19 protein-coding genes are annotated in these 23,273 nt (G+C 47.6%); 4 read left to right on the top strand and 15 right to left on the bottom strand.

Annotation, left to right across the window (positions count from 1 at the left end; genetic code table 11):
• Positions 1 to 293: 293 nt before the first annotated feature.
• The 4 genes from WCK19_RS10370 (at position 294) to WCK19_RS10355 (ending at position 4,435) form a co-directional block, all read left to right on the top strand.
• Positions 294 to 770, top strand: coding sequence for a CoA-binding protein (locus WCK19_RS10370; protein WP_342397303.1), 477 nt, complete (start codon positions 294 to 296; stop codon positions 768 to 770).
• Between the two features lie 4 nt (positions 771 to 774).
• A complete protein-coding gene (locus tag WCK19_RS10365) occupies positions 775 to 2,916 on the top strand; it encodes a hypothetical protein (RefSeq protein ID WP_342397302.1) in 2,142 nt (713 codons plus the stop codon).
• Between the two features lie 75 nt (positions 2,917 to 2,991).
• On the top strand, positions 2,992 to 3,984 hold the full coding sequence (locus WCK19_RS10360) for an alpha/beta fold hydrolase (protein WP_342397301.1): 993 nt from the start codon (positions 2,992 to 2,994) through the stop codon (positions 3,982 to 3,984).
• Positions 3,985 to 3,994: 10 nt separating this feature from the next.
• On the top strand, positions 3,995 to 4,435 hold the full coding sequence (locus WCK19_RS10355) for an RpiB/LacA/LacB family sugar-phosphate isomerase (protein ID WP_342397300.1): 441 nt from the start codon (positions 3,995 to 3,997) through the stop codon (positions 4,433 to 4,435).
• Here WCK19_RS10355 and WCK19_RS10350 read toward each other — a convergent pair.
• From WCK19_RS10350 to WCK19_RS10280, 15 genes are all read right to left on the bottom strand, one after another.
• Positions 4,432 to 6,270 carry a hypothetical protein gene (locus WCK19_RS10350; protein WP_342397299.1) on the bottom strand — a complete coding sequence of 613 codons (1,839 nt, stop codon included), beginning with the start codon at positions 6,268 to 6,270 and terminating at the stop codon, positions 4,432 to 4,434. The genes WCK19_RS10355 and WCK19_RS10350 overlap by 4 nt on opposite strands.
• A gap of 232 nt (positions 6,271 to 6,502) precedes the next feature.
• Positions 6,503 to 7,714 carry an MFS transporter gene (locus tag WCK19_RS10345; RefSeq protein ID WP_342397298.1) on the bottom strand — a complete coding sequence of 404 codons (1,212 nt, stop codon included), beginning with the start codon at positions 7,712 to 7,714 and terminating at the stop codon, positions 6,503 to 6,505.
• A gap of 163 nt (positions 7,715 to 7,877) precedes the next feature.
• Positions 7,878 to 8,444: an aminoacyl-tRNA hydrolase gene (pth, locus tag WCK19_RS10340; protein WP_342397297.1), complete on the bottom strand. Its 567-nt coding sequence runs from the start codon at positions 8,442 to 8,444 to the stop codon at positions 7,878 to 7,880.
• Positions 8,441 to 9,655 (bottom strand): glycosyltransferase family 1 protein, encoded by a 1,215-nt coding sequence (locus WCK19_RS10335; protein WP_342397296.1) that lies wholly within the window; start codon positions 9,653 to 9,655, stop codon positions 8,441 to 8,443. Before WCK19_RS10335 ends, pth begins: the two co-directional genes overlap by 4 nt.
• Positions 9,633 to 10,556 (bottom strand): hypothetical protein, encoded by a 924-nt coding sequence (locus WCK19_RS10330; protein WP_342397295.1) that lies wholly within the window; start codon positions 10,554 to 10,556, stop codon positions 9,633 to 9,635. Before WCK19_RS10330 ends, WCK19_RS10335 begins: the two co-directional genes overlap by 23 nt.
• Before the next feature lie 3 nt (positions 10,557 to 10,559).
• Positions 10,560 to 12,572, bottom strand: coding sequence for a hypothetical protein (locus tag WCK19_RS10325; RefSeq protein WP_342397294.1), 2,013 nt, complete (start codon positions 12,570 to 12,572; stop codon positions 10,560 to 10,562).
• Between the two features lie 42 nt (positions 12,573 to 12,614).
• Positions 12,615 to 13,769: a cystathionine gamma-synthase gene (locus tag WCK19_RS10320; protein WP_342397293.1), complete on the bottom strand. Its 1,155-nt coding sequence runs from the start codon at positions 13,767 to 13,769 to the stop codon at positions 12,615 to 12,617.
• Between the two features lie 134 nt (positions 13,770 to 13,903).
• Complete coding sequence (locus WCK19_RS10315) at positions 13,904 to 16,594, bottom strand: hypothetical protein (RefSeq protein ID WP_342397292.1); 2,691 nt, start codon at positions 16,592 to 16,594, stop codon at positions 13,904 to 13,906.
• Positions 16,595 to 16,688: 94 nt separating this feature from the next.
• A complete protein-coding gene (gene tgt / locus WCK19_RS10310) occupies positions 16,689 to 17,876 on the bottom strand; it encodes a tRNA guanosine(34) transglycosylase Tgt (protein WP_342397291.1) in 1,188 nt (395 codons plus the stop codon).
• A 12-nt stretch (positions 17,877 to 17,888) separates the two neighbouring features.
• A complete protein-coding gene (locus WCK19_RS10305) occupies positions 17,889 to 18,623 on the bottom strand; it encodes an SDR family NAD(P)-dependent oxidoreductase (protein WP_342397290.1) in 735 nt (244 codons plus the stop codon).
• A 7-nt stretch (positions 18,624 to 18,630) separates the two neighbouring features.
• A complete protein-coding gene (queA, locus tag WCK19_RS10300; RefSeq protein ID WP_342397289.1) occupies positions 18,631 to 19,695 on the bottom strand; it encodes a tRNA preQ1(34) S-adenosylmethionine ribosyltransferase-isomerase QueA in 1,065 nt (354 codons plus the stop codon).
• 3 nt (positions 19,696 to 19,698) lie between these two features.
• Positions 19,699 to 20,199 carry a DinB family protein gene (locus WCK19_RS10295; RefSeq protein WP_342397288.1) on the bottom strand — a complete coding sequence of 167 codons (501 nt, stop codon included), beginning with the start codon at positions 20,197 to 20,199 and terminating at the stop codon, positions 19,699 to 19,701.
• A 95-nt stretch (positions 20,200 to 20,294) separates the two neighbouring features.
• Entirely contained in the window at positions 20,295 to 20,825 is a 531-nt protein-coding gene (locus WCK19_RS10290; RefSeq protein WP_342397287.1) for a bifunctional nuclease family protein, read from the bottom strand.
• A gap of 105 nt (positions 20,826 to 20,930) precedes the next feature.
• Complete coding sequence (lepB, locus tag WCK19_RS10285; RefSeq protein WP_342397286.1) at positions 20,931 to 21,740, bottom strand: signal peptidase I; 810 nt, start codon at positions 21,738 to 21,740, stop codon at positions 20,931 to 20,933.
• A gap of 158 nt (positions 21,741 to 21,898) precedes the next feature.
• On the bottom strand, positions 21,899 to 22,729 hold the full coding sequence (locus WCK19_RS10280; RefSeq protein WP_342397285.1) for a class I SAM-dependent methyltransferase: 831 nt from the start codon (positions 22,727 to 22,729) through the stop codon (positions 21,899 to 21,901).
• Positions 22,730 to 23,273: the final 544 nt, after the last annotated feature.

Genomic DNA, 23,273 nt, shown 5'->3' with positions numbered 1-23,273 from the left:
AGGTGGCTTGAAACCGGAAAGAAGTGTTACACAACAAAACTTATACGGTGGAGATATTATATTATTGCTTCAGGTTCAACTGAATTATAGTTCCTCCACTAAAATTATAGCACAATACACCAATTAGAATTATTTTTTGATTAGAAAATTTAGAGTATTTGCTTAACTGAGCCTTCGATTGTTGTTGGAGTAAAAATATAGTGAATTGTAAATGAAATCATGAGATTTGACATCTCTATTGGGGCGTGCTAGTCTAACTCAGTCTATAAGGAACACCACTATGGGAGTAATAGATGCTTCAATTGGTAGTACCCACTGCATATGATCGCTTGCGAATCCTGACAAAATATCACAGCATTGCGATGGTAGGGCTTTCTGCAAACCAGTATCGCCCCAGCCACTTTGCGGCAATATATATGCTATCCGAGGGCTATAACATTATTCCGGTCAATCCGGCTTACCCGGAAATTCTGGAAAGAAAATGCTATCCGCGCCTGAAAGATGTGCCAGAAAAAATCGAAGTGGTGGATATTTTCAGGAATAGCGCGGATGTGCCGCCAATCGTTGACGAAGCGATTGAGATAGGCGCAAAGGTCATTTGGATGCAATTAGGGGTAATCAATGAAGCCGCTGCCCTTAAAGCGCAAGAAGCCGGTCTAGAAGTAGTGATGGATCGTTGCGTAAAGATAGAGCATGCGCGTTTCTTCGGAGGCTTAAACCTCATCGGGTTAAATACCGGCGTAATTACCTCACGCCGCCGTATTATATAGAACAATGTCCCAAGCGCAAAGCCCTAGCCTCACGTATAAAAATAGTGTGCTGACTTTATTGCATGATGAGTTTGCCTATCTCAAGCGGGGACTAGGCTCATGGGTGTTGCATGCGCTGCTACTTTTTTCCGCAACTCTCTTTACCCTTGCCTATCAGATTCCACAAGTCTTTGAGTTCGCGCTTGGCATCACCAGCGCCGGCGATAATTTGTATGCTCAGTCTTTTAACCAACCTGAGTCAAATAATGAATTTTCCTTCCGGTGGTCAAGCGATGAAAGCCGATTAAGATTTTATGGCTATGGACGTGTCCCTTCCGCCACCTTGATTATAACTATGGCAGTGGGGGGTCGCCCGGCGGCTCTTGCTCCTGCAAAAGTGCAGGTGTGGCATGAACAGACCTTGCTAGGGGAAGTCAAAGTTGGTCCCGGCAACAACCCCTACCGCTTTGACTATAGCTCGAACGGCAGCAAACTTGAAGGCGACCTGATTTTTACCTTGCGTACCCTTAACCCTTTTCCCGACAAAACTCATAATCTGCCGCTTGGCGTAGTAGTCAGCAAAGTAAGGCTGGAAGCAACCCCAACGAATGGGCGCCCCATAATCCCAAGTTTGCCGCACCTTGCAATGTTGCTGACAATACTTTCCCTCGTATTTTTATGGGGGGTCAGAGCGGGATGGTCAGAGCGAGCGGCGGGGTTTTGGGGCGCAGGTTTAGCCCTTGCACTGGCTATTGCGCTCGGTTTCTATCGCCCCTATCTTATGCCGCCTCTCACGGAATTATGGCTTAATATCTTGCTGGCTTATCCCTTGCTGGTTCTGGGGTTACGAGTAACCGCACGCTGGATAGGTGAAGTGATTCCCACAGCGCAAGCCCGTTGGTTAGGGTTGCTGTTTTGCGCCGTATTCGTAATAAAAGCGGCAGGTTTGAACCATCCGGCTTTTTCAACCATTGACCATTGGTTTCGGATTCATCAGATTTTACGTTTCTGGGAAAATCCCGGCGATTTCTGGAACCAATATTTCAATATTACTGCCGGAAAGAGTGTGACAGGCGCGGAGTCAGGTTCTGCGGTGTTGGGGCAATGGGGCATAAACTTTACCTTGCCCTATTCACCTTTGTTCTATCTTTTTGCCGCGCCACTTGCGCTAATCTTTCCGGGACATAACCCGGATTTATATGCTGCGGTAAATTGCCTCGCGGCGTGGCTAGAAGCCTCCCAACTTTTCCTAATATACATCATAGCAAGGCAAGCCTATGGCAAGGATTTCGGCGGTAGGGCAGGGGTTATTGCTGCCGGATTACTGGGATTCTATCCGCTCAGTTATTTGCTGTTCAGCGATGGCGGGTATAATTCTATGCTCGCGCACTGGCTGACGCTCATCTTCTTCGCGCTTTTGCTCAGCGCAATTAATTCAGACAAAGTTTCCAATAAGAAAAGCATTGTGGCGGGTTTGGCATTGGGCTTCGCTTTGCTGGCTCATACCAGCACCTTTTTGTTACTAGGTACATTGGTTATAGCGTTATTTTTCTGGTGGCTTGCGCGACCTGAAACACGCAATGCCGCCTTCCGACTCGCCATAATCGGTTCAATTGGTTTTGGGTTGGCATTAGCGTTGTACTACGGTTTTTATCTGTTTTCTTTCTTGACGGTATCACTCCCGGCTTTGTTAGAAAAGCTAGGAAGCTCAGGCTCAATCGGTCAAACTAAAGCATTATTGGGCAAAGAGCTTCTAAGCGGCTTTTTTCCACAGCTATGGGTGCATTTCCGATTAATACCGTTTTTGTTGGCGTTAGTAGGTATCGTTACTCTATTACCCTACCGTAAAAAAGAAGCTACCCCATTCCAAAAAGCGGTTTACGGTTTGTGGGCAGCATGGCTGGCAATATTTTTACTGTTCGCGCTGGTTGATTTGCGGGTAAACCTGCTCCAAAAGCATATGCTCTTTGCCGCTCCTTTGCTCTGCTTGTTGAGCGGCTTTGCGCTGGTAAAACTCTCCGATTTCCTCAATTCAAAAAACCGCGCAATATTGCGTATAGTTGTACCAACCCTCTCCATAATTCTGGTAGTTTATTTAGCATGGGAAGGGCTGGTAATATGGTACTCCCGTGTTTTTTACTACATCCTACCGCCCGGTTCGGGTTGAAACTTGCGCTAATTCTGCTCGTATAATTTAATAAGTAGCGATTACTCATTCTGTAAATTTAGGGGTTTGTAGCGTATGCTAAAAATGCGTCTTGCGGCTATAGCTGCTACTATCGGGGTCAGCCTGAGCTTTAGACAGCTTTTGCATAAATATGCGGTTAAGCGTCTTTGTTATCCGCCACGACAATTGGATAACCAAACTCCGGCAATACTTGGTCTTGAATTTGAAGAATTTACCTTTCTCACACGAGATAAATTAAAGTTGCAGGGCTGGTTTATTCCTGCTGAAAACTCAAAAGCTACTATTATTATAGCGCATGGTTACGCCGGTTCAAAAGTGCCGGATATTCAGCATGCAGAGTGGTTGCGCCAAGGCGGCTACAATGTTTTTATGTTTGATTTTCGGGGACACGGGCGCAGCGAAGGCTCAAACGGAACTTCGATGGCATATATTGAGCGCATAGACCTGCATGCGGCGGTGGATTGGCTTTTGAATCGTGGTGAAAGAAGGATTGGTGTTATTGGCTTTTCTATGGGCGCAGCCGCAGCCATAATAGCGGCGGCAGAAAACCCTCACATCGCGGCAGTTGTAGCCGATAGCCCTTTTTCTGAGTTATGGCGTTCTATTACAACTGAAATAAATCGTCAGTTTAAGCTTCCGGAGTCTTTGGCAACCTTCCTTGCCAAATACGCCTATGCTCAAATGGCAATGCACCATCGCTTCCTTGCAAAAAAATCCCACCCCTCAAGTTTTGTGCGCCGTATTGCGCCCCGCCCCCTATTTCTAATTCATGGCGGTTCCGATACCTTAACCCCGTTAGAAAATAGCCGAATACTTTACGCGCTGGCGAAAGAGCCGAAAACCCTTTGGATTGACCCAGAATCAGGGCATGTAGAAATATTTGGCAGAATACCAAAAGAATATAAAAAGCGAGCGTTGGCGTTCTTTGACGCGGTAAACTGGCAAGCCTCTTTGCAACAAGCTGAATCAAAACGCTGGCAGCCTCAATTCGCGGCGCACCCGGTTATTACCATAGATGAACGGCTTAAAATATCCCCGCAAAATTGAGAGGCAAATATTGAAACTAATTATTGGCAGTGACGAGCGTTCCCATCTGACCGATTTCCTGATAGAAGAGTTGCAAAAAAGAGGGCATGAGGTTCACCCGATTGGTACGCTTAATCCTGACGGTAGCCCGGAGGAACACGCTCAACAATGGGCTGAAGTAGGCAAGAGAGTGGGCGAAGGCGTGGCAAAAGGCATTTATCAGCAAGGTATAGCATGTTGTTGGACTGGCACAGGCGTGAGCATTGCTGCCAACAAAGTGCCGGGGGTACGCGCCGCGCTTTGCACCGACCCCGCAACAGCAGAGGGCGCACGCAAATGGAACGATGCAAATGTACTGGCGCTTAGTTTGCGCTTGGTTTCTGAGCAAATAGCAAAAGAAATTCTAGAAGCATGGTTCAGCGCGACATTTGAAGAATCAGAACGACATAATGTTGCTGCGCTGGAAAGCTAATGTACCCACCCCCGTTGCCTGAGTATCTGGAAACCTAACAAGCCAAGTTGCACCTCATATTTCGTTCCGGTAAATTCCGGGTGGTATTCAAAACGCGCTCTCTGGAAATATTGCACCACATAGCTTTTACCATCAGTACCAGCTTCAGAGAATGCCTCACTCACCGGATAGCCAAAAATTGAAAGACCGCCGTGTTGCTGCCAGTAACCCTTAAACCCAAAGCCCAGATAGTGTCCCGTTTCAGGAAAATAAAAACGGTCTGCGGGTAGCGGGATTGTTGGAGCAGCGGCGCGGGGGAAAGAGCGGCAAGCCGAAGCTAATATGTCATTACCCAACAACCCTAACAAAACCTCGTAGGGTGTTCCGGTAAATTCGGGATGATATTCAAAGCGTTCCCGCTGGAAATATTGAACCAGATATTTCTTGCCGTCAGTTCGGCTCTCTTCTTGAAACGGTTCGGTGAGCGGAAAGCCGAACAAATCCAACCCGCCGTATTTTATCCAGTATTTCAAGAAAGCGCCGCTCAAAGTATGACCTGTTTCAGAAAAATAGAATGAGCCATCCGGGTTAGAGGGCGAATACTGATTGGCGGGAGGGGCGACCTTATCAATTGGTAAGCCGAGAATGCCGGGGTCAGGGTTAGCTAAATTTTGGTAGGCATAATAACCCGCTTTCAAATATACAGCCCTACCGCTCACTTTATACCCATTTTTATTATCCGTATCCAGCTTTACCAGACCCCACGCATGTGTTGTATCGCCTTCATAGAAATCCTCATATTTAAACCAAAAGATAGTTTGAACTTTATCCAAGTCATTTGCCAATATCGTACTGTAATAGCGCGTCAAGAAATCCGATTGGTCTGCTTCTTCGGCGGTAGCCCCACAACCGTTAGCATTTAGCTGAGCAGGTCGCCCTACCTCCGTAATCCACAACTTGCTGAAATTATCACCCGCCTGTCGCATACGCGCTGCCGCATCTCTAGTGCTGGCAATAGAAGCATTTACATTTTCCAGAAAATAGGGGTGCCAGCCGATTCCATCCCACGGGAAAGGGTTATTATTCGCATATTGCTTGCTATAATTATAATCCTGTACCGCCGGAGAGCGATAAATCGCGCTCAAATAGCCGAGCGGGTCAGAACCGGGCGCACCGGGAGCAATCACCGCGCCAGTAATAAAACGCGAATTGGGATGGTCAGGCTTGAGAGTTCGATAAGTATAGGACATCAACGCGCCAATACTATCGGGATTTGCAGCAATACCGTACCATATATTTGGCTCATTCAATATTTCATAAGCCTGTACTGCATCACCGTAATGGTCTGTTATTTCTTTGGCGCGTGCTGCAAAAACCCTAATCCAATTGTTAGTACGGTCAGAACGGTCGGCAGGGTCATTCAGACGCGGATAAAATAAATCAGGGTCACTGGCGCTCTTACTGGTAATAGTATCCGCCCCCAATAATGCCAGTATCTTTAAATGGTAGCGAGGCGCAATATTGAAGATAAAATCATCATATTTCTGATAATTAAAAACGCCTCCGCGTATCCCTCCTGCAACATCGGCACGAAATTCTATACGCACCCACCGCACGCCCATTAACGCCATTTGGCGAGCCATATTATCCATAAACTCATAGTTCATAGTATTAGGAGAGTTGGGGTTAGTATTCCACTCGTACCACGGGTCACGCCCTACCAGCCCAAATAATTCGGCATTTTGGTCGGTAGCAGCGCCTGCTTCGGGTAATTTCAAACCGCCACTGGCAAAGCTAGTTATAAAAATTCCTGATAGAATTATTGATAAGGTTAATAATATTACTTTGCGAGGCATATCCAGTATCGCCCTTTCCAGAAGCGTAAAAAGGTAGGGTAGGTGAATAAATTCTACTTTACATATTATAGCAAAATTCAAATTAATGAAAATAAGGGAATTAGGCGGTCAGGGCGGTTGCAGGAATGGCATTGCTCAATACAAAGAAGGGGTTTTGGGAAGTGTGGCTACAAAAACAATTTTCTGATTTTGCAACTACCCTATAATAAAGCGCAAACAAAGCAAATTCGTGTTAACGGCAAACCCACACGACAGCGAGGAATCCGGCAACCAACGCGGCAAGACATCCACATATTAAGGGTAGCCAACCGCCACTCTGCCATAACAAACCGGGAACAATGCCGCCAATAGTACCGCCCAGATAGAAAAACATCTGATAGAGCGCTACCGCACTACCGCGCCCCTGATTTTCCTGAATATTGTCGCCAACATAAGCGTTGGTAGTGGATTGCACCGTGAACATACCGAAACATAAAAATAGCAACCCCGCGAAAACCGATAACAGCCATGGAGTCAGGGTTAGGGCAATACCAAACATCATTATCAATAACCCTATCCCTATAACCGCCCGGCGGCTATACCTATCGCTTAATCTGCCTGCGATGGGCGCGGAAAAAGTGCCGATTAGATACACCACGAAGATAAAGCTAACCAACAAGGTGGAGAGATTGAAAGGAGGTTTGGTAAGATAATAAGGCAAGTAGGTAAACAAGCCGATAAAAGGGAAAAATATTGCAGGACCTACCAGAAATGCGCCCACCAGATTGCGATTTTTGAAGGCAATAATAAAACTGTTTAAGCTGTGTCCTTTGCTGCGATTGGTAGCATTGCGCGAGGAATGATGCGATTCTGGCAGGTAGCGGCGCATTATCAAATAGGCTACCAGATTAAAAAGAGCAAACCCTACAAATGCGGTTCTCCAGTTTACAAATTCGGTCAGCAACCCGCCAATTACGCGCCCTGAAAAGCCCCCAAAGATAGTTGAGGCGGTGTACCAACCGATTGCCATTCCGCGCCTACTGGAAAATTCCTCGTGAATATAGGCAAGTACCCCGGCAATAAAACCCGGAATTAAGAGTCCTTGTGCGACACGGGACAGCAATAGGAATTGGAAAAAAGGCGAAACGGCACACATCAAGGTAGGAAAGACCAATGCCAGCGTACTTGCTACCATCACTCGGCGAGGTCCAAAACGATCTATCAGGAATCCGAAAAATACCGCGCTACAACCTACCGCTAGTACCAATGCACTAACAGTCATACCTGCTTCGCTAGGCTTCAAGCCAAATTCTTCACCGATAATCGGTAATATCGGCTGCGTAGCATACATATTTGAAAATACTGCTACCGTAGAACCGCCCAACACCCATAAAATTGTGCTTTGCGAAACCGCTTTATGTTGTGTATCTATTCTAGTGAACAAGAACGCTTCACAAATCGACATTTGAAAATGATTTCCCCGTATTATAAAAATGATTTCCGCACATAAATATTACCTGTTATAATTTATGCCGTCCAATTCATACTTAGCAATAAATCATTGCGTACAGGACATTATTCAAATGGAACTGCAACAATTAAAATACTTTCGGTTGGCTTCAAGGTCTTTATGGCAAGTTATTATAAAGATTCATAGCTTTGGCGATTCCTTGTGTTATCCATGTTTCGATGGCTTCAGAAGCTTTCTCCAACGCATCGGTAATTATAGGAACCTGTTCAGCGGAAAAATCGTTCAGAACATAATCATGGGGCTTGCCGTAATGTGGTCGTCCGATACCTATTCGCATGCGCTGGATTTCCTGAGTACCAAACACTTCAAAGATATTCTTCAAGCCATTTTGACCACCGCTACTACCGTTGGTACGCAATCGGATTTTCCCTGTGGGTAGGTCAAGGTCATCCGATATAGCCAATAAATCCTCTCGTGGGTTTATCTTGTAGAAGTTCGCAAGTTGTAGCACGCTGGTTCCGCTCAGGTTCATGAAGGTTTGAGGCTTTACCAGAGCCACCTCTTGACCCCCGATACTAGTTTTAGTCCAGAAGGCATGCATACTCTTTTTATCAAATCTAATACTATGCTGGACAGCAAAAAAATCAAGGCATTGAAAGCCTACGTTATGACGGTTCTTTTCGTATTGAAAGCCGGGATTGCCCAGCCCTACCACCAGTTTCATGTTTTGTACGCTTCCAGATAAATTTCAAGGGTTTCTTGAGCCGCTTTGCGCCATGAAAAGCGGGCTGCCTGCGCCGCGCCTTTTTCCAGAGTTTCTCGCTTGCGTAGCACCCGATTTTGCCACAATTCCAGCAAGGCATCTTTCCAAACGAGCGGTTCTTGGGACGGCAAAATTACACCCGCTGCTCCTACCACTTCCGGCAAGCTACTGGTATCCGCCACCAACGCCGGAGTTCCGCAAGCCAACGCTTCGAGAGGCGGTAACCCAAAGCCTTCATATAGGCTAGGCATTGCCAGACAAGCCGCTCTATTATACAACCACAAAAGCTCTTCGGTTGAAACGCCCCCCAACCAAATAAGTTTGTCCCCAAGCCCCAAATCCAAAGCCTCATGATAAATGTCGCGGAACAGCCAACCCTCGCGCCCTGCCAGCGCCAAGCGCGGCGCGTTCTCACCCAATTGATCCACTATGCCCCGATATGCCTGTAACAGAGTGGGCAGATTTTTGCGCGGTTCGATGGTACTGACAAACAAGATGAATTGTTCATCCTCACGCACGCCCTTATTGCGTAGCTTTTCGGCAACAACATGCGCCCCGTATTTGCCGAGTTTTTCCATTTCAGGGGGAGTAAGGGGGCAATACAGCGGGTGGGCAGCCTCGTACACCACTCGCACCTTTTCAGTCGAGGCTTTCAGATAGTTTATCACATCCTTTGCGGTGTTTTGCGATACCGCAATGATACGCTGTGCGTTTTGGGCGGCACGCTCGACCTGCCCATAATAACGGGCGCTTTCTTCGGTTAGTAGATGCGGGAATTGCTTAAACGCTAGGTCGTGGATGGTAATAACAGAAGCGGCACGCGCAGGAAGGATTCCGCGCCGAATCGGACGAAAAAAGGGTTGGATAAAATCTGGGCTATGCAAAACCTGTGGGCTACCCAGCGCAATTTCAAAGGGTAGCGCATATTGCTCATAGCGGTGGTGCGGGGGTGTCCACAACTTCCGCGAGTGCATTTCATAGCCGAGCCATTGCTGCGGTGGGGATTTCTCCTTGCGGCTCTGGTACACGGTCAGGTGAAAACGCGGGTCACGCAACTGTGCCATTTCCCGCAGCAAGTTCAGGATATATTGTCCAATACCTGCCTGACGGTAAAAAACCATGCGGGCATCGAACCCGATATTCAAAGGCTTAGCTGGATTGATTACCGCCATCCTCAAGCCTTTCCGCCGCACTAGCGCGGTCAGCCACCCTGATTTTCTTGTCCTGCTCGTAGTTCAGCCCATTGTATAGGGCGGTTTCGGCTTTTGCCAGTTCGGCACCCAGATAAGCGGCATGCTCCATCTGAGAGAGTAGCTTCTCTGCAATTACGGTGTGGTACAGCACATCGGCAGCACGCCCCCGAATAACATGAGTTAGTCGCTTATCGGTAGTATAACGCTCCAACGCCAGTTCGTGCTGCTCCCAATCTATATGGATAAAGAAATAGCCGGAGGGGTCAAATTCAAGCCATTGGCGGCGGTGCGCTTGCATGGTGATATAGCTGTTCTCATTATCAGGGCGCACGAAAAGACCTTGCGGGGCATAAGGGGGAGCGTTAAGCGCGAAATATTCGGCAAGTACCTTGTCCACCTTCTTCGGGTTCACCTCGTCAATTAGGTTAATCAGTTTGAATTGATTGCGGAAAGTTTCCAGCATTTCAGGCGACAAGTTGGGAAGTTCTGCCATTGCGCCACTCGCCCCGATAATTTTGCCATGCTCGTCTAGCCCATTCTCGAATATTTTTATTGTTGCCTCACCTACCTTGAACACGGGCGACTCGCGCCCACACAGCACCAGATAGCGCAAACGGGGGTTAGAAACCACATTGATAATCATGCGCTCTATACCCAGATTTGGGGTATAAACTCGCCCGATTATAGCAGCATAATGCGGGTTCAGTTGATCAATCAACGCTGTGCTACTAAGCGTGCAAACTGCCACAGCGCTTTCCGCGTTCCCAACCACAAAGCGACCCGGCGATGGTGGCCAATCCACCACACGCCCCACGCTGCGCCGCCACATAATGCCGCTTTTCTCGCGTGTTTTCCAATAAATATCTGATAATTTACTCATTGTTTATTTCAATAACTCCAACATCTGCTGCCAATTTTCCCCTTCCAATTTGTTAAAACCCAATTGTGTCCAACTATATATTAACACTCCCAACAACGCCACAGGAGCGATATAGTAGGCAATTTTTGACTCCAACACACGCGCATAAGGAGCTATTAGCACAAAAGGAAAAGCCGGAAGGGAGTAGCGCAAAATATCATCGTGTAACATAAATAAAGTTGGCACGAAAAACACCAGACCAAGCCAAAATAGGTCGTACAGCTTGCGTCTCCAGAGAAGCGCTAAACCCGCTGCTTCGATTATATAATAATAGAAATTTCCTTCGCTGCGCGAGGCTGTGACAGCCAACGAGAGTAATGGAATGGGGTAAACATGCTTCACGTCTTCCGGGATTTTTATATAAGCAAAGAAATCGCCATAACGCGAGGCGTATAAGCTGAAAACCGCCACCAATGCCAGCGGCATCAGCGATAAGCCCGCCACTGCTCGCCAGTTTATCGCCACAATAAAGCCTGAAATTCGTGCCAATACGGGTTTAGGCTGTGCCATTTTAAGCCCTATACGGGCTTCCCACAACAAGTATAACCCGTATCCGCCCAGCATAAAAATTCCATTGGCGCGAGTCACCACCAGACCCGCTCCCCATAGCCCTGCCCACCACCATTGCCGCTTTTTGAAAGCATAGAAAGACAGAACAATGAACATCAACGCCATGCCTTCGCTCGCCCCCACGCTATGGTATAGCAACCAGCGCAACGGCAAGAAAAGAAACAACACCGACAACCATAACGGTTTGGTAGAATAGCCGAAATCTTTTAGTAAGCGATAGAGAGTTACGCCAAAAATAATGGTCGCCACATAGTTGATTATAAACATCGGGGCGATATAGCCGAATAACGGGGATAATGCCCGGATGAGCAACACATAACCGGGAAAATGTGCCGACCAATAAATGTTGGAATATTTGGAGAAACCGGGCAATGCCAGCATAGAATCGTGAGGGTCGTAGAATGTTTTTGCAGCTAATAAATAACCGGGACCATCCCAATAACGCGCTAACTCAGCCCAACCCCCGTTAGTAACCAGCGGAACACTATAGAGTAATATCATTAACCCGGTATTGGCAGCAATTAATACAAGAGTGGCAGCAGCAGTAGGCTTGTATATCTGCAAATTATCCCAGCGAGTTTTTAAAATTGGATACAGCGCTACCGAATCCCCATTATTCCACAGAACAGGGGCAGTGACTAAACTGTGGATTAGCCCAAACATTGCCAGATACAGAGCAGAAACAATTAGAAGCCAAAACACCCCAGCATTTAATTCGCCGCTAAATCCTGCCGTCAGCGTCTGTCCGGCAAGAGTAAAACTTATACCCGACAAGCTCAACCCTATCGCCAACATAAAGATACCGGCTATAGGGGTTTTTAATCGATGCGGCAATAAGCTAAAAACCAACAATACGACCAATAAACCGCACACTAATGCCGATAAATAAGTCGAATCTGACAAGAACGGTTGCCACTGATTGGAAAAATCGAGGGTAGCATTGGAAATTTGAGCCGCTCCAGTAAAACTCAAAACAATAAAAAGCCCGCCGTCGTTATCCAAACTAGCGGGCGTAAATTCCAATTGATATTCCTTAAAAGCGGCAGTAACCGGTAACGTGGAAAGTGATTGTCCATTTGCTTTAACCTGTAAAGAACCGCCCTGATAACCAAGCTTGAGTCTAACCGGATGATAGCTGAAAGCGGCAAGGCGAACGGTGGCAGGAGTATCAATGGCTATGCGCTGGAATGTCTTTCCACTGGATTCGTCACTTTGCAAAGAAGAAAAGCCGGTACGCTCGATTAGCACAAAACGATTTAAACCTTGCAAGTTATCTTTTGAACCATTGCCCAGCAAAGATACTTCTAGTTCCGGGCGAAGTGTAGCAAGCGCAAGCAAAGCCATAAATGCCAACAACCACAATATAGGCATTACCGTTTGGTATATTTGCCTTCCAGTTTGCTTCATTTCTATTTCAGCATCCTTAGTGTTTGCCGCCATCTTCGCGAATTAGCCCAACGCCTGTTCAAGGTCGCTCAGCAAATCTTCGGTAGATTCAATGCCCACTGATAGCCGCACCAACGCCGGGTTCATCTCAATGGGGCTGCCAGCCAAGCTCGCATGGGTCATTGCGCCGGGATGCTCTATCAAGGATTCCACTCCACCGAGGCTTTCCGCCAGCGTAAAGATTTTGGTACGCGCTACGATAGCACGCGCCTCCGCCTCTCCACCCTTCGCGCTAAAGGAGAGCATCCCGCCAAAGCCGTCCATTTGCCGTTTCGCCAGTTCGTGCTGTGGATGGCTAGGCAAGCCCGGATACATTACTTGTTCAACTTTTGGGTGCTGTTCCAAGAAATGACCAATCGCCAGCGCGTTTTCTTGATGCGCCCGCATGCGTATCGGCAGCGTTTTGATGCCTCGCATAATCAGCCAACTATCGAAGGGACCCGGCACCGCTCCTGCCGCATTTTGGAAAAAGGCGATGCGGTCACGCAATTCCTTATCGTGCATTACCAGCAAACCGCCCACCGCATCACTATGTCCGCCTAAATACTTGGTGCTGCTATGTAAAACTACGTCCGCGCCAAATTCCAAAGGGCGTTGCAAATAAGGCGAAGCGAAGGTGTTATCCACCACCAGCAACGAACCGGCGTTATGCGCCATCTCCGCCACCGAAGCAATGTCTATAACCTTGAGCCATGGGTTGGTTGGCGTTTCCAGCCAAACCAATTTAGTGGCACTACGCATCTTCCCTGCAGCACGTTCAAGGTCGGTCAGGTCGGCAAGGTCGAATTGGATACCATGTTGGCTTAAAACCCGCGCAAATAGACGGTAAGTGCCACCATAAACGTCATCGCTGAGCAAAACATGGTCGCCGGAGCGCAAACTAAGCAACAGAGTTGTCTCTGCGCCCAAACCGCTGGCAAAGGCAAGGGCATGCGCGTTCTCTCCGCCCTCCAGCGAAGCAACGCACAATTCCAGTGCGGTACGGGTGGGATTATGGGTGCGCGAATATTCGTAGCCTTTATGCTTGCCAACTTCTTCCTGTGCATAGGTAGAAGTTTGATAAATTGGCACGGATACCGCTCCGGTTTGAGGGTCGGCAGGTTGCCCGGCATGGATAGCGCGAGTTTCAAATCCGGCTTTATTATAATCACCCTTCATTTTTTTAATTCTACTTTCTTACTGAAAATTACCTGAAATTTTCCAAACTCGCCCTATTTTACCATAGCCCACGCCGTAATTATAAAAAAACAGGCGGCACAGCCTATCTATGGGGTCTAAGCGTTTTCGGGGAATCAGTTCTGGATTACAGTAGGTTCCGGCGCAGACATTAGGCGTGGGCGTTTACCTCTAAGCCAGCGATAAAGGCTATAGCCGCCAACTCCCGCCAACGTTAACATAGTGAGCCAATTTCCGACTAAACGGTCAGGGGTATCCTGCAACTTAACTGTAATCCGCTGGACTCCGGCGGGAAGATTAAGCTGCACAAAAGGAGCTTCCACACCCTGAGTCACAGAATAAGTTTGCCCCTGCACATCCTTTGCAAACCACCAGCCCGGATAAAAAATTAATGGTACGGTCACGCTTCCGGGTTTACTTAGGGTTGCCTCCAACTGATAGCTATCACTTCCGGTGATATTCCAAGAGAGCGTATCGGCTGGACTAGAAGGGCGTTGGTCATCAAATTGTGGGGTGCGATAATGGTCGAAATTACGAAGATTGCTCCAGCCTTTCGGTAGATACATGGGGTCAGCACTTCTCACCTGCTCGGTCAAGATTTTCACGCTAATCGCGCCATCAAATTTGAAAGGCAGGTAAGTGGGGTTAAAACTGTAGAAACAGGCATATAGCGTCAGAACCACCGCCAGCAGAGAACTGATAAGCGTTAATAGACGACCCGGCAGGGTTTTACGACGAATCGCTAATCCAGCGATAAGAGGAGCCAGCAACGCTGCCAAAGCATACATCAGGCGGCTGGCATATTGTACAGTTGAGCTTAATGGATAAAGCTGCCAGATAAATTTAGAGGGCGGGTATTGCAGGAAAATGACGAAAGCGGTAATGGAAGCAAGCAAAATCACTAGAGGGCGATTAACCCGGCGAGAGGTAAGAAGGAATAACAAGCCTACTCCCCCAAGCCAGAAATGCAAGGTGCCAAATACTCGAAAATCATCTATGTAAATTTTGATAGGTCGCCATAGGGCGAAACTTTCGGAAGAATCTGAAAAGAAGTTGAAGTGTGCGCCTGTTTCCGCAAGGTTATTCTGGTTCAAATCTTGGCTGAGCAAGCCGTTTTCAACAGCGGTGGGTATCAAATAAAACGCGCTTAAGCCAAAAGCAACTGCACCTGCTACCATCAGACCTAGCAGGGTTTGGCGAACTACCAGTTTGTCATGCTTCCATTGCAAACCGAGCAAGCCCACCAGAAAGATAACTGCTATGGGGGCAAAGCACAGAACGGCAGGCACATTACTTAGCGCCAGCAGGGCTGCGCTAAAACCTAGCCAAAACCAGTAGCGTTGCTTTGTGGGATGTCGGACAAGCAGTAGCATCAGCCAGAGTATGTAAGGAGTCACTGCTCCGGCTAACTGGAAAGCCAGCGTCCCTCCCGTGTACATATCGGCAAGGCGGTAAGGAAAATAGCAATATATAAAAGCGCCAAGTAACGCAGCCTGTTTATCTTTGATTATTTCCACACACAGAAAATATGCCCCAAAGATTCCAGCCACTATAATTGCGAACTGAGTCGCCATTGTGCTGTTGTTGACAGTCATACCCAGTAAATGAAAGGCTTCCGTAAGGTAGCGCCCAAATGGTGGGTAAAAGTTGAAAATAGAGCCGCCTAGTTGGTAATTGAAAATAGGCGACCAACGGGGGTAGAGGTTACCCAACTTGATAAGCCTATCAAGTTCGTTTACCCAATAGAGATGAAATATTATAGTATCTTGCTCGTAGGGAATTCGACCTTGCCAGAAGCCCCAACCGGAAGCTACGCTGCCTGAAACCAGCAAACTACAGTTCTCCAGATTCCCACTAAAGCGCCCTTTCCAAGCATAGCTCAGCAGGATAAGTCCAGAAACCGCCAGCAACGCGCCTACAAATACCGCCCCCACCAGATTGTAGAAAGCCAGCGTTACTCCGAATAGTTGCAACGCTAGTAAGCCCCAAGCAGGGCGTTGAAACAGGAAGATTCTCCCTAGTAGCGACCAACGCGAAAGGGACAGGAAGAGCAACGGCAGCAAAGCTCCCCAAGCAAGGTTCGCCCCGTACACTAAGTAGGGGGTGGGTAGCAAAATGCGCCCCAAGATACCAGCCATTAATGCCAAGGCGGTAAAGCTATATTGTCTCAGAAATTGAGCCGAAAAGCTTTTGCCCTTTTGTGGAGTGTAGCTAAGGTTTATGAAAACAAGCGTTACCAACAAACTCCAACCTAGCCATAGTGAAAGCGGTGGAAGTACCAAACCAAAACTGTTAGGAGTGGTTTTTACATAAACCAGACTGACCACAATTCCCAACGAACGAGGGTCATTTTTAGGCTGAAACAGGGGACTGGCTATATATACTTGCTGAGGCAAAAGACGGAAAGCCGGGCTTGCGCCGGAAGCCTCGAAGGTAAGGCGACCTTTAGAGTCTGGTGGTAAGCTGGCAGCAGTAGGGGCAAACAGGAATGAAGTAATTACCCCTTCGGCAGAAATAGTGGTTTTGGGCTGGGAATTGTCGGGGCGAGGTGCGACTCCAACCAATCCGATACGACTGGGCGAACCAACGTCTGGCAGCCTTAGTTCAGCTTTTTCGTCAATAGTCCAGCGAAACGAGAAATTCTCGTTATTCTCGCGCTCACCAAAGCCCTGTATAACCTGCCACTCGTCCTGAAGGTCGCCAATCTGGAGGGAGTAAGTATAGGGCATTTGAAAAGGTATAAGTAGCGTTAGGAAGCTGAATAAAAATATGGCAAAGGGTAGTAATTTTTGAAGACGTAAGCTCATTTATTATCTTGCAAGTTTTTCAATAACAAAGTTGGAATTTTCAAGGCATATAATAGCACAAACACCCTAACTAGTTCTAAGAGCTATGGCGAGATTAATTCTTCTTTTTATGGCTGGCAGCACGCGCCTCACGGTTCTTCTCACGAATCTCATGCGGAATGATGCGGAAATTTGCCAGAAATTGTTCACGGAAGTCCTCAAAGCGGTCTGCAAAAATAGACTCACGCGCCTGTTGCATCATATCCACCAGAAAATGAACATTATGGATGGTTGCCAACTGTAAGCCCAAAACCTCCTCGCAGCGAAAGAGGTGTCGCAAATAGGCACGACTGTGATTCTGGCAAGTATAGCAACCGCAGCCCTCCTGAATGGGGCGTTCATCGCGAGAGTTACCCGCATTTCGCAGGTTCAAACGCCCGTCCTTCACAATACATGCGCCATTCCGGGCAATGCGAGTTGGCAGCACGCAATCGAACATATCCACCCCATGCAAAATACCTTCCAGCAAATCTTCAGGCGAACCCACGCCCATAACATAAAGCGGTTTGTGGCGAGGCATGAGCGGCGCAGTAGAAGCCATCATTTCATAGAAGATTTCCTTTGGTTCGCCCACGCTTAAACCCCCAAGCGCATAGCCCGGAAAATCCAGTTCTTGCGTCAAGTAGCGTGCGCTTTCATGGCGCAGTTCGTGGTAAAAACCGCCCTGCACAATTCCGAACAACGCTTGTGTAGCGGGTGTGCCGTTGCGATGATATTCTTCCAAGCAACGCGCCGCCCAACGATGAGTACGCTCCATAGCAGCGCGGGTATATTCCGGGTTACTCGGATAGGGGGCGCACTCGTCAAAAGCCATGATAATATCTGCGCCGATGTCACGCTCGATATTCATCACCACTTCGGGGGTAAAGCGATGGCTACTGCCGTCAATGTGCGACTTGAAGGTCACGCCTTCCTCATCAATCTTACGGAGTGGTCCAAGGCTGAACACCTGAAAACCGCCGCTATCGGTTAAAATGGGGCGTTTCCAGTTCATGAAACGGTGCAGACCGCCCATCTCGCGAATCAACTCATGACCGGGACGCAGATACAGGTGGTAAGTATTACCCAGAATAATCTTCGCATCCAGTTCATAAAGATTGGCGTTACTGAGAGTTTTAACGGTTGCTTGCGTACCCACCGGCATAAATACGGGCGTTGGAATATCGCCATGAAGGGTATGCAAAATGCCCGCCCTTGCCGCGCTATTAGCTGAACGTTTCAGTTCTTCGTACTCGACCGCCACTTTGCCCCCATCCTAAAGATAAATAATATGCCCAGATTCTACTTCCGGCTTTTTCAGAAATGAAAGAGTCGCTTCTGCCACCGTCTCCGGCGAAATCATGCGCCCTTCTTCGGTTTCTTGCGACAGAACCTCACGATGGCGCAACTTTATCACCGCAAATGCGCCGGTATCACTGACTAAAGGTGCAACCACCACGCCCATCCCCACCCCGCTTTGCGCCAATTCTGGAACAAGCGACAGCAAAGCATCTTCGGCGGCGCGTTTGGTGATTGCTACCGACAGATAAAACGATGGTGGCTCAATCTTCGGATAATCATGCGCCCATGTACTGGTAATGAAAATTGCCCACGCCCTCTTACCCAACAAGCCCATTTCTCGCGCCCCATTCAACAGCCATAGATTCGCATCGCGGTTAAAGCGCATCGCGTAGTTTGCATCTTTGTCTGCTTCAAGCCCCCCCGCCGCGTTCAATATCAGCCCGTCTATTTTCCCGAAAGCTTGTTTGGTTTCTTGCAGACAGTGACTAATTCGACTCCCATCGGTTATGTCAAGTTGTAATAATAAGACTTGCGCCCCGCTCTTTTCCAACTCATGTTTAGCTTGCATAGCGCGGCGCATTTTAGCAGGGTCGCGATAGGTAATTGCTATCTGTGCGCCTTGCTGCGCCGCCATTAGCGCAATAGCTTTGCCGATGCCGCGAGTGCCGCCCGTGATAAAAATTGTTTTTCCGCTTAAAATTTGGCTCATCCTCAACCTATAGTATCAGCATAGCATCTCCAAAACTGAAAAAGCGATAGCTCAACCTCACCGCCTCATTGTAAGCCTTCAGCATAAACTCGCGTCCGGCGAATGCGCTCACCAGCAATAGCAAGGTGCTGCGAGGCAGATGGAAATTAGTCACCAGCGCATCAATCGAGCGCAACTGCTTGCCGGGATAGAGATAAATCCGGGTGTCGCCTGAATAGCTTGCCAACTTGCCGCTATTCTGGTCAAAGGCGGTTTCAAGAGTGCGAACGGTGGTAGTGCCAACCGCAATTATGCGCCCACCCTGCGCCCTGACCTGATTCAACCGCTCCGCCACTTCGGCTTCAAGCTGACACCATTCACTGTGCATTTTATGTTCTAGCGCGTTCTCCTCCTTGACGGGTTGGAAGGTATCCAAACCAACATGCAGCAACACGCGCTCAAAACTGACTCCTTTATTGGCAAGTCGCTCAAGTAATTGGGGGGTAAAATGCAACCCGGCGGTAGGGGCAGCCGCGCTACCCGGTGCGGTAGCATACACCGTCTGGTAACGATTGGGGTCGGCAGGTTGGGCATGAATATAGGGCGGTAACGGCAGTTGCCCGAATTTGTTCAAGAAGGGTAGGGGCGGTTCGTTAAACCGTATTATCCGTTCGCCGGTAGGGGTTATTTCCAACACCTCCGCTTCAAATTGCCCCTCGCCGAAAACAAAAATTGCCCCTACACGCGCCCCTCTGCCGGGACGCACCAGCGTTTCCCAGATGACCGCTTCGAGAATATTCGGGCAATGGTCGGCAGGGCGCAGCAACAAAAGCTCGATTTGACCGCCGCTTGCCGCTTTGCGCCCAAACAACCGCGCCGGTATAACCTTGCTCTCATTCACCACCAACGCATCACCGGGCTTGAGATAATCCACAATATCGCGAAAAGCCGGAAGATGCCCAATTTGCTGCTCCCGGCGGTTTAGTAGCATCAAGCGCGAACTATCGCGAGGCTCGGCAGCCTGTTGTGCGATGAGTTCAAACGGTAAGTGATACTCGAAATCGGCGATATTTATAGCTTCAGTTCCGCTCATCCATTATTTTCCGGAAGCAACCAACGCCTCCTTGATATTCTCAGTATGCTCGCGCTCGTGCCGATAAATCACCACATACAACCCGTATAGGTCAATTTCACCGGCGGCAGGGTGCTGCCCGCGCAAATTCAACTGTTCATCGGTAGCCCTATCCAACAACGCCAACATACGGATGCGGCTCTGGTTTAGTTCTTCTATCATCTCTACAACAACCTTGCCCTGCCGCTTTTTCACTTGTCCAGCATTAAACCGATTTATATCAAAACCCTCGACCATTGTTTGCTCACCCGCCAGTATGCGCTGTGCAATAATTTCCATGCCGGGTTCTGCCCCACAAATATGGCAAATCATATCGTAAATAGTCCAACCGGGATTAACGCTAGGCAAATTGAGTTGGGCATCGGTCAGGTTCTTGATAGTATCCACCAACTCGCGGCGGGCTTCCTCCATCTTATATTTCAGACGGGTTTTTCGATCACTCAAATCAGGCTGTGCATTGGTCATATAAACATCTCCTCGTTGAGAAAATTTCAAAAAAAGAGGGTGAAACAGAGTTCACCCCGAAAAAAAGATAGAATTTCAGGATTCAACTAACAGGACTACTCGTCCTTGCCCTTGCCTAAATCATCAAGGTCAAGGCTGTTTATGAAATCACGGAAGACCGCCAGTTTTTCATCGTCCACCTTATCGGCTTTAGGATTTTCAACTTTAGTCTGTTCTTTACCCTGCCCGTCTAGCAATACGCCGGCTTTATTCATCACCACTTCATCAACATAAATTTGAGAGCCAACCCGCACTGCTAGAGCCAGCGCATCGCTGGGGCGAGAATCGACCTCAACATGCCGCCCGCCTACATCCATAATGATACGCGCATAGAAAGTATCATCGTGCAAATCGTTGATTAGAATACTGGTAACTTTTGCGCCAAGCTCACCAATAACAGAACGTAACAGGTCGTGGGTTAAAGGACGTGAAACAGATACATCCTGCAACTCAACTGCAATTGCATCCGCTTCATAAGCGCCAATCCAGATTGGTAGATAACGCTCGGCATTAACTTCCTTGAGGATGACAACTCTATGCTGAGTCACAAGACTCATTCTTATGCTAAGAATTTTGGCTTCAATCATGATGGCTCTCCCTGAAAAAGCTAGAACCGAAAACCCTGAGCGAGGCTTTCTTATCCCGTAGTATAGCATGTTTTAAATGCTGTGGAAAAATCTCTCAGAGTAATATTACTTATAACCAACTTCATTTACCAAGCCCCAACCTTTACCGAAGGGCCAATAAGCAATCATAGCTTTTCCGATTATCCGATCAATCGGCAGAAAACCCCATGCTCGCGAATCACTACTACCGTTTCGATTATCACCAAGTACAAAAAAAGTCCCATCAGGCACAACCATTGGTCCATAGGGAGAAAGCGCTGCATCCTTTATATAAGGTTCTACTAAAGGCTGGTCATTTACATATACCACACCGGCACGCACTTCTATTTTTTCACCCGGAAAACCTATAACTCGTTTTATATAATCCTGACTAGGGTCGCGAGGGTATTCAAAAACCACTACATCCCCACGTTTTGGGCCACCAAAGACCCACCAATTGCTCGAACCTTCCGCCTTAACCCCCGGAATCAAGCGTAGCCATGGGCTAACATCAAAATGGAAATATGCTGCCTTATTGACCATCAATAATTGGTCGGTATGAAAAGTTGGCTCCATACTACTGCCCTGTATCCGAAAAGGCTGAATAAGAGATTGCGCTAGAAAGAAAATTAGTATTGTCAGAATAACAGTTTCCAGCACCTCTCTCCAGAAAGATTTATGCAGTTTAGCAGATACCGCGCTTGCTGAAGTAGCAGTAAGGATTTGTTTTTCCTCAGAAACTAACTGACCATCCCCCGCTTCAATAGAAGCGTCACCGGCAGAAGTGTGATAATTATAAGGCTCAGCCCCCGCTTCAGAAATGGGCGGAGGCATAGTTATAGGTTCAATAGCATGAGGCAAGGTTGGATGAGGTTTGTTATTATTTTCTTCGGACACCGCGATAAAAGCTCCTTAAAATCCATGCTTTTTAATGACCTTTAAATTATAGCATAATAAGCCAATAGCAGTTAGCCCTATTTTTGATACAGGGAGAACTTTGCCTACCTGATTTGCTACGCTTATGTAAGGTGAAATAGATAGGAGGTAGCTTGAAATTAAAAGATTACGCTCAAGGGTACTTTTGGTTTTCTAGCACGCCAGATTGTAGTGGAAGGTATCATCGAAACCTTATACCAAGGCACATTAGACCATGTACTCTCTCTCCAACGTTCACGTTGCGGCTCAAGCTCAATAATATCTGTTAAAAGCAAATCCGCGGCATTGATAGCACGTTGCCAATCGCCATAGGTATGATGAAACTGCACATAAAGCGTGTGAACCCCATCTTTCCAGCCACTTTCAGCGGTCATGGGGCTGCGGTCAAAATAGCTACGCACAATCTCAAGTTGGTTTTCACCCTCATCGGCAAAACAATCGAAAAGGGGGTTGACCCAGCTAAAAGCAAAAAGCCCACCCTTTTTTAGTACGCGCCCCACCTCTTTGAAACTACGCTCTATATCTACAAAACCAACTGCTCCGAAATTGCTGAAAACAATATCAAAGGATTCGTTCTGCCATTCGCTTAAATCTTCTGCATTGCCCTGTACAAATTCCAGCTTTGCATTTTCAGGTATTTCAAGCCTATTGAAGGCGTGTCGCGCAAATTCTACCTGATTATCACTAATGTCTTGCCCAATAACACGTGCGCCCTGTTTTGCCAGTCTCGCCGACCATTGCCCACCCCCACAGCCTAGCTCAAGCGCCTCTTTACCGACCACATCTCCCAATATCTGGAGTTCGCTCTCTCTTGGCACGCCAAATATAGGACCCCACAGACCATTTGCGCCCACCAAATTATCCTTGTGTTGCTCTTGGTAACGTTCCGTCTCCCGATTCCAATCTTCCCGATTGAGTTCAATATAGCGATTTATATTAAAATTGCTCATAGCATCCTCTATTCCAACAAATTGTGCGCCAATTAACAGGCATTAAGGCTCAAATTATAGTGGGCAAAATATCCATCTCATTTTACAACCCTCCGCTTTATTTTGCAGTATTCAAAGCGCATTACACCGCTCTCCAACTCTTCAGTAGAGTTTGAAATATATCCCAACAATCCACTTCCTGACTAGTTCTAGCGTGCAAACTTACATACCACTTTCTTACCCTCTGACTAGCTTCCAGTTCGGTTGGATTGTTGTGTAAAAATATTTCAGGATGTTTTAGAACCATCAAAAGTCCGCATTGCTGGGATTGGTGTGATAGGCTGACAATTCAAATCAGGCGGCTCAACTCCGCCGCATTCTTATCTAGGAGAAAAACCTGAGTTGCTCCTCCATTTAAAGCCTACAAAGCGCTGAGTCGATCTCTTTGGGGCAAGATACAATAGAACCTGAATTTTATCTTCGCTCATATTGAGCCAAAAATGGGGGCTTCATCGTGGGAGTGGAGAAAGAGGAAGGAGCTATAAAACGAAAAAGCCGCAGCGAC

Origin of the sequence: Candidatus Chlorohelix sp. (assembly GCF_037138995.1) — a bacterium.
Classification (GTDB): domain Bacteria; phylum Chloroflexota; class Chloroflexia; order Chloroheliales; family Chloroheliaceae; genus Chlorohelix.
The sequence above is the reverse complement of the archived record's forward strand: the minus strand, read 5'-3'. Positions and strand labels throughout refer to the sequence as shown.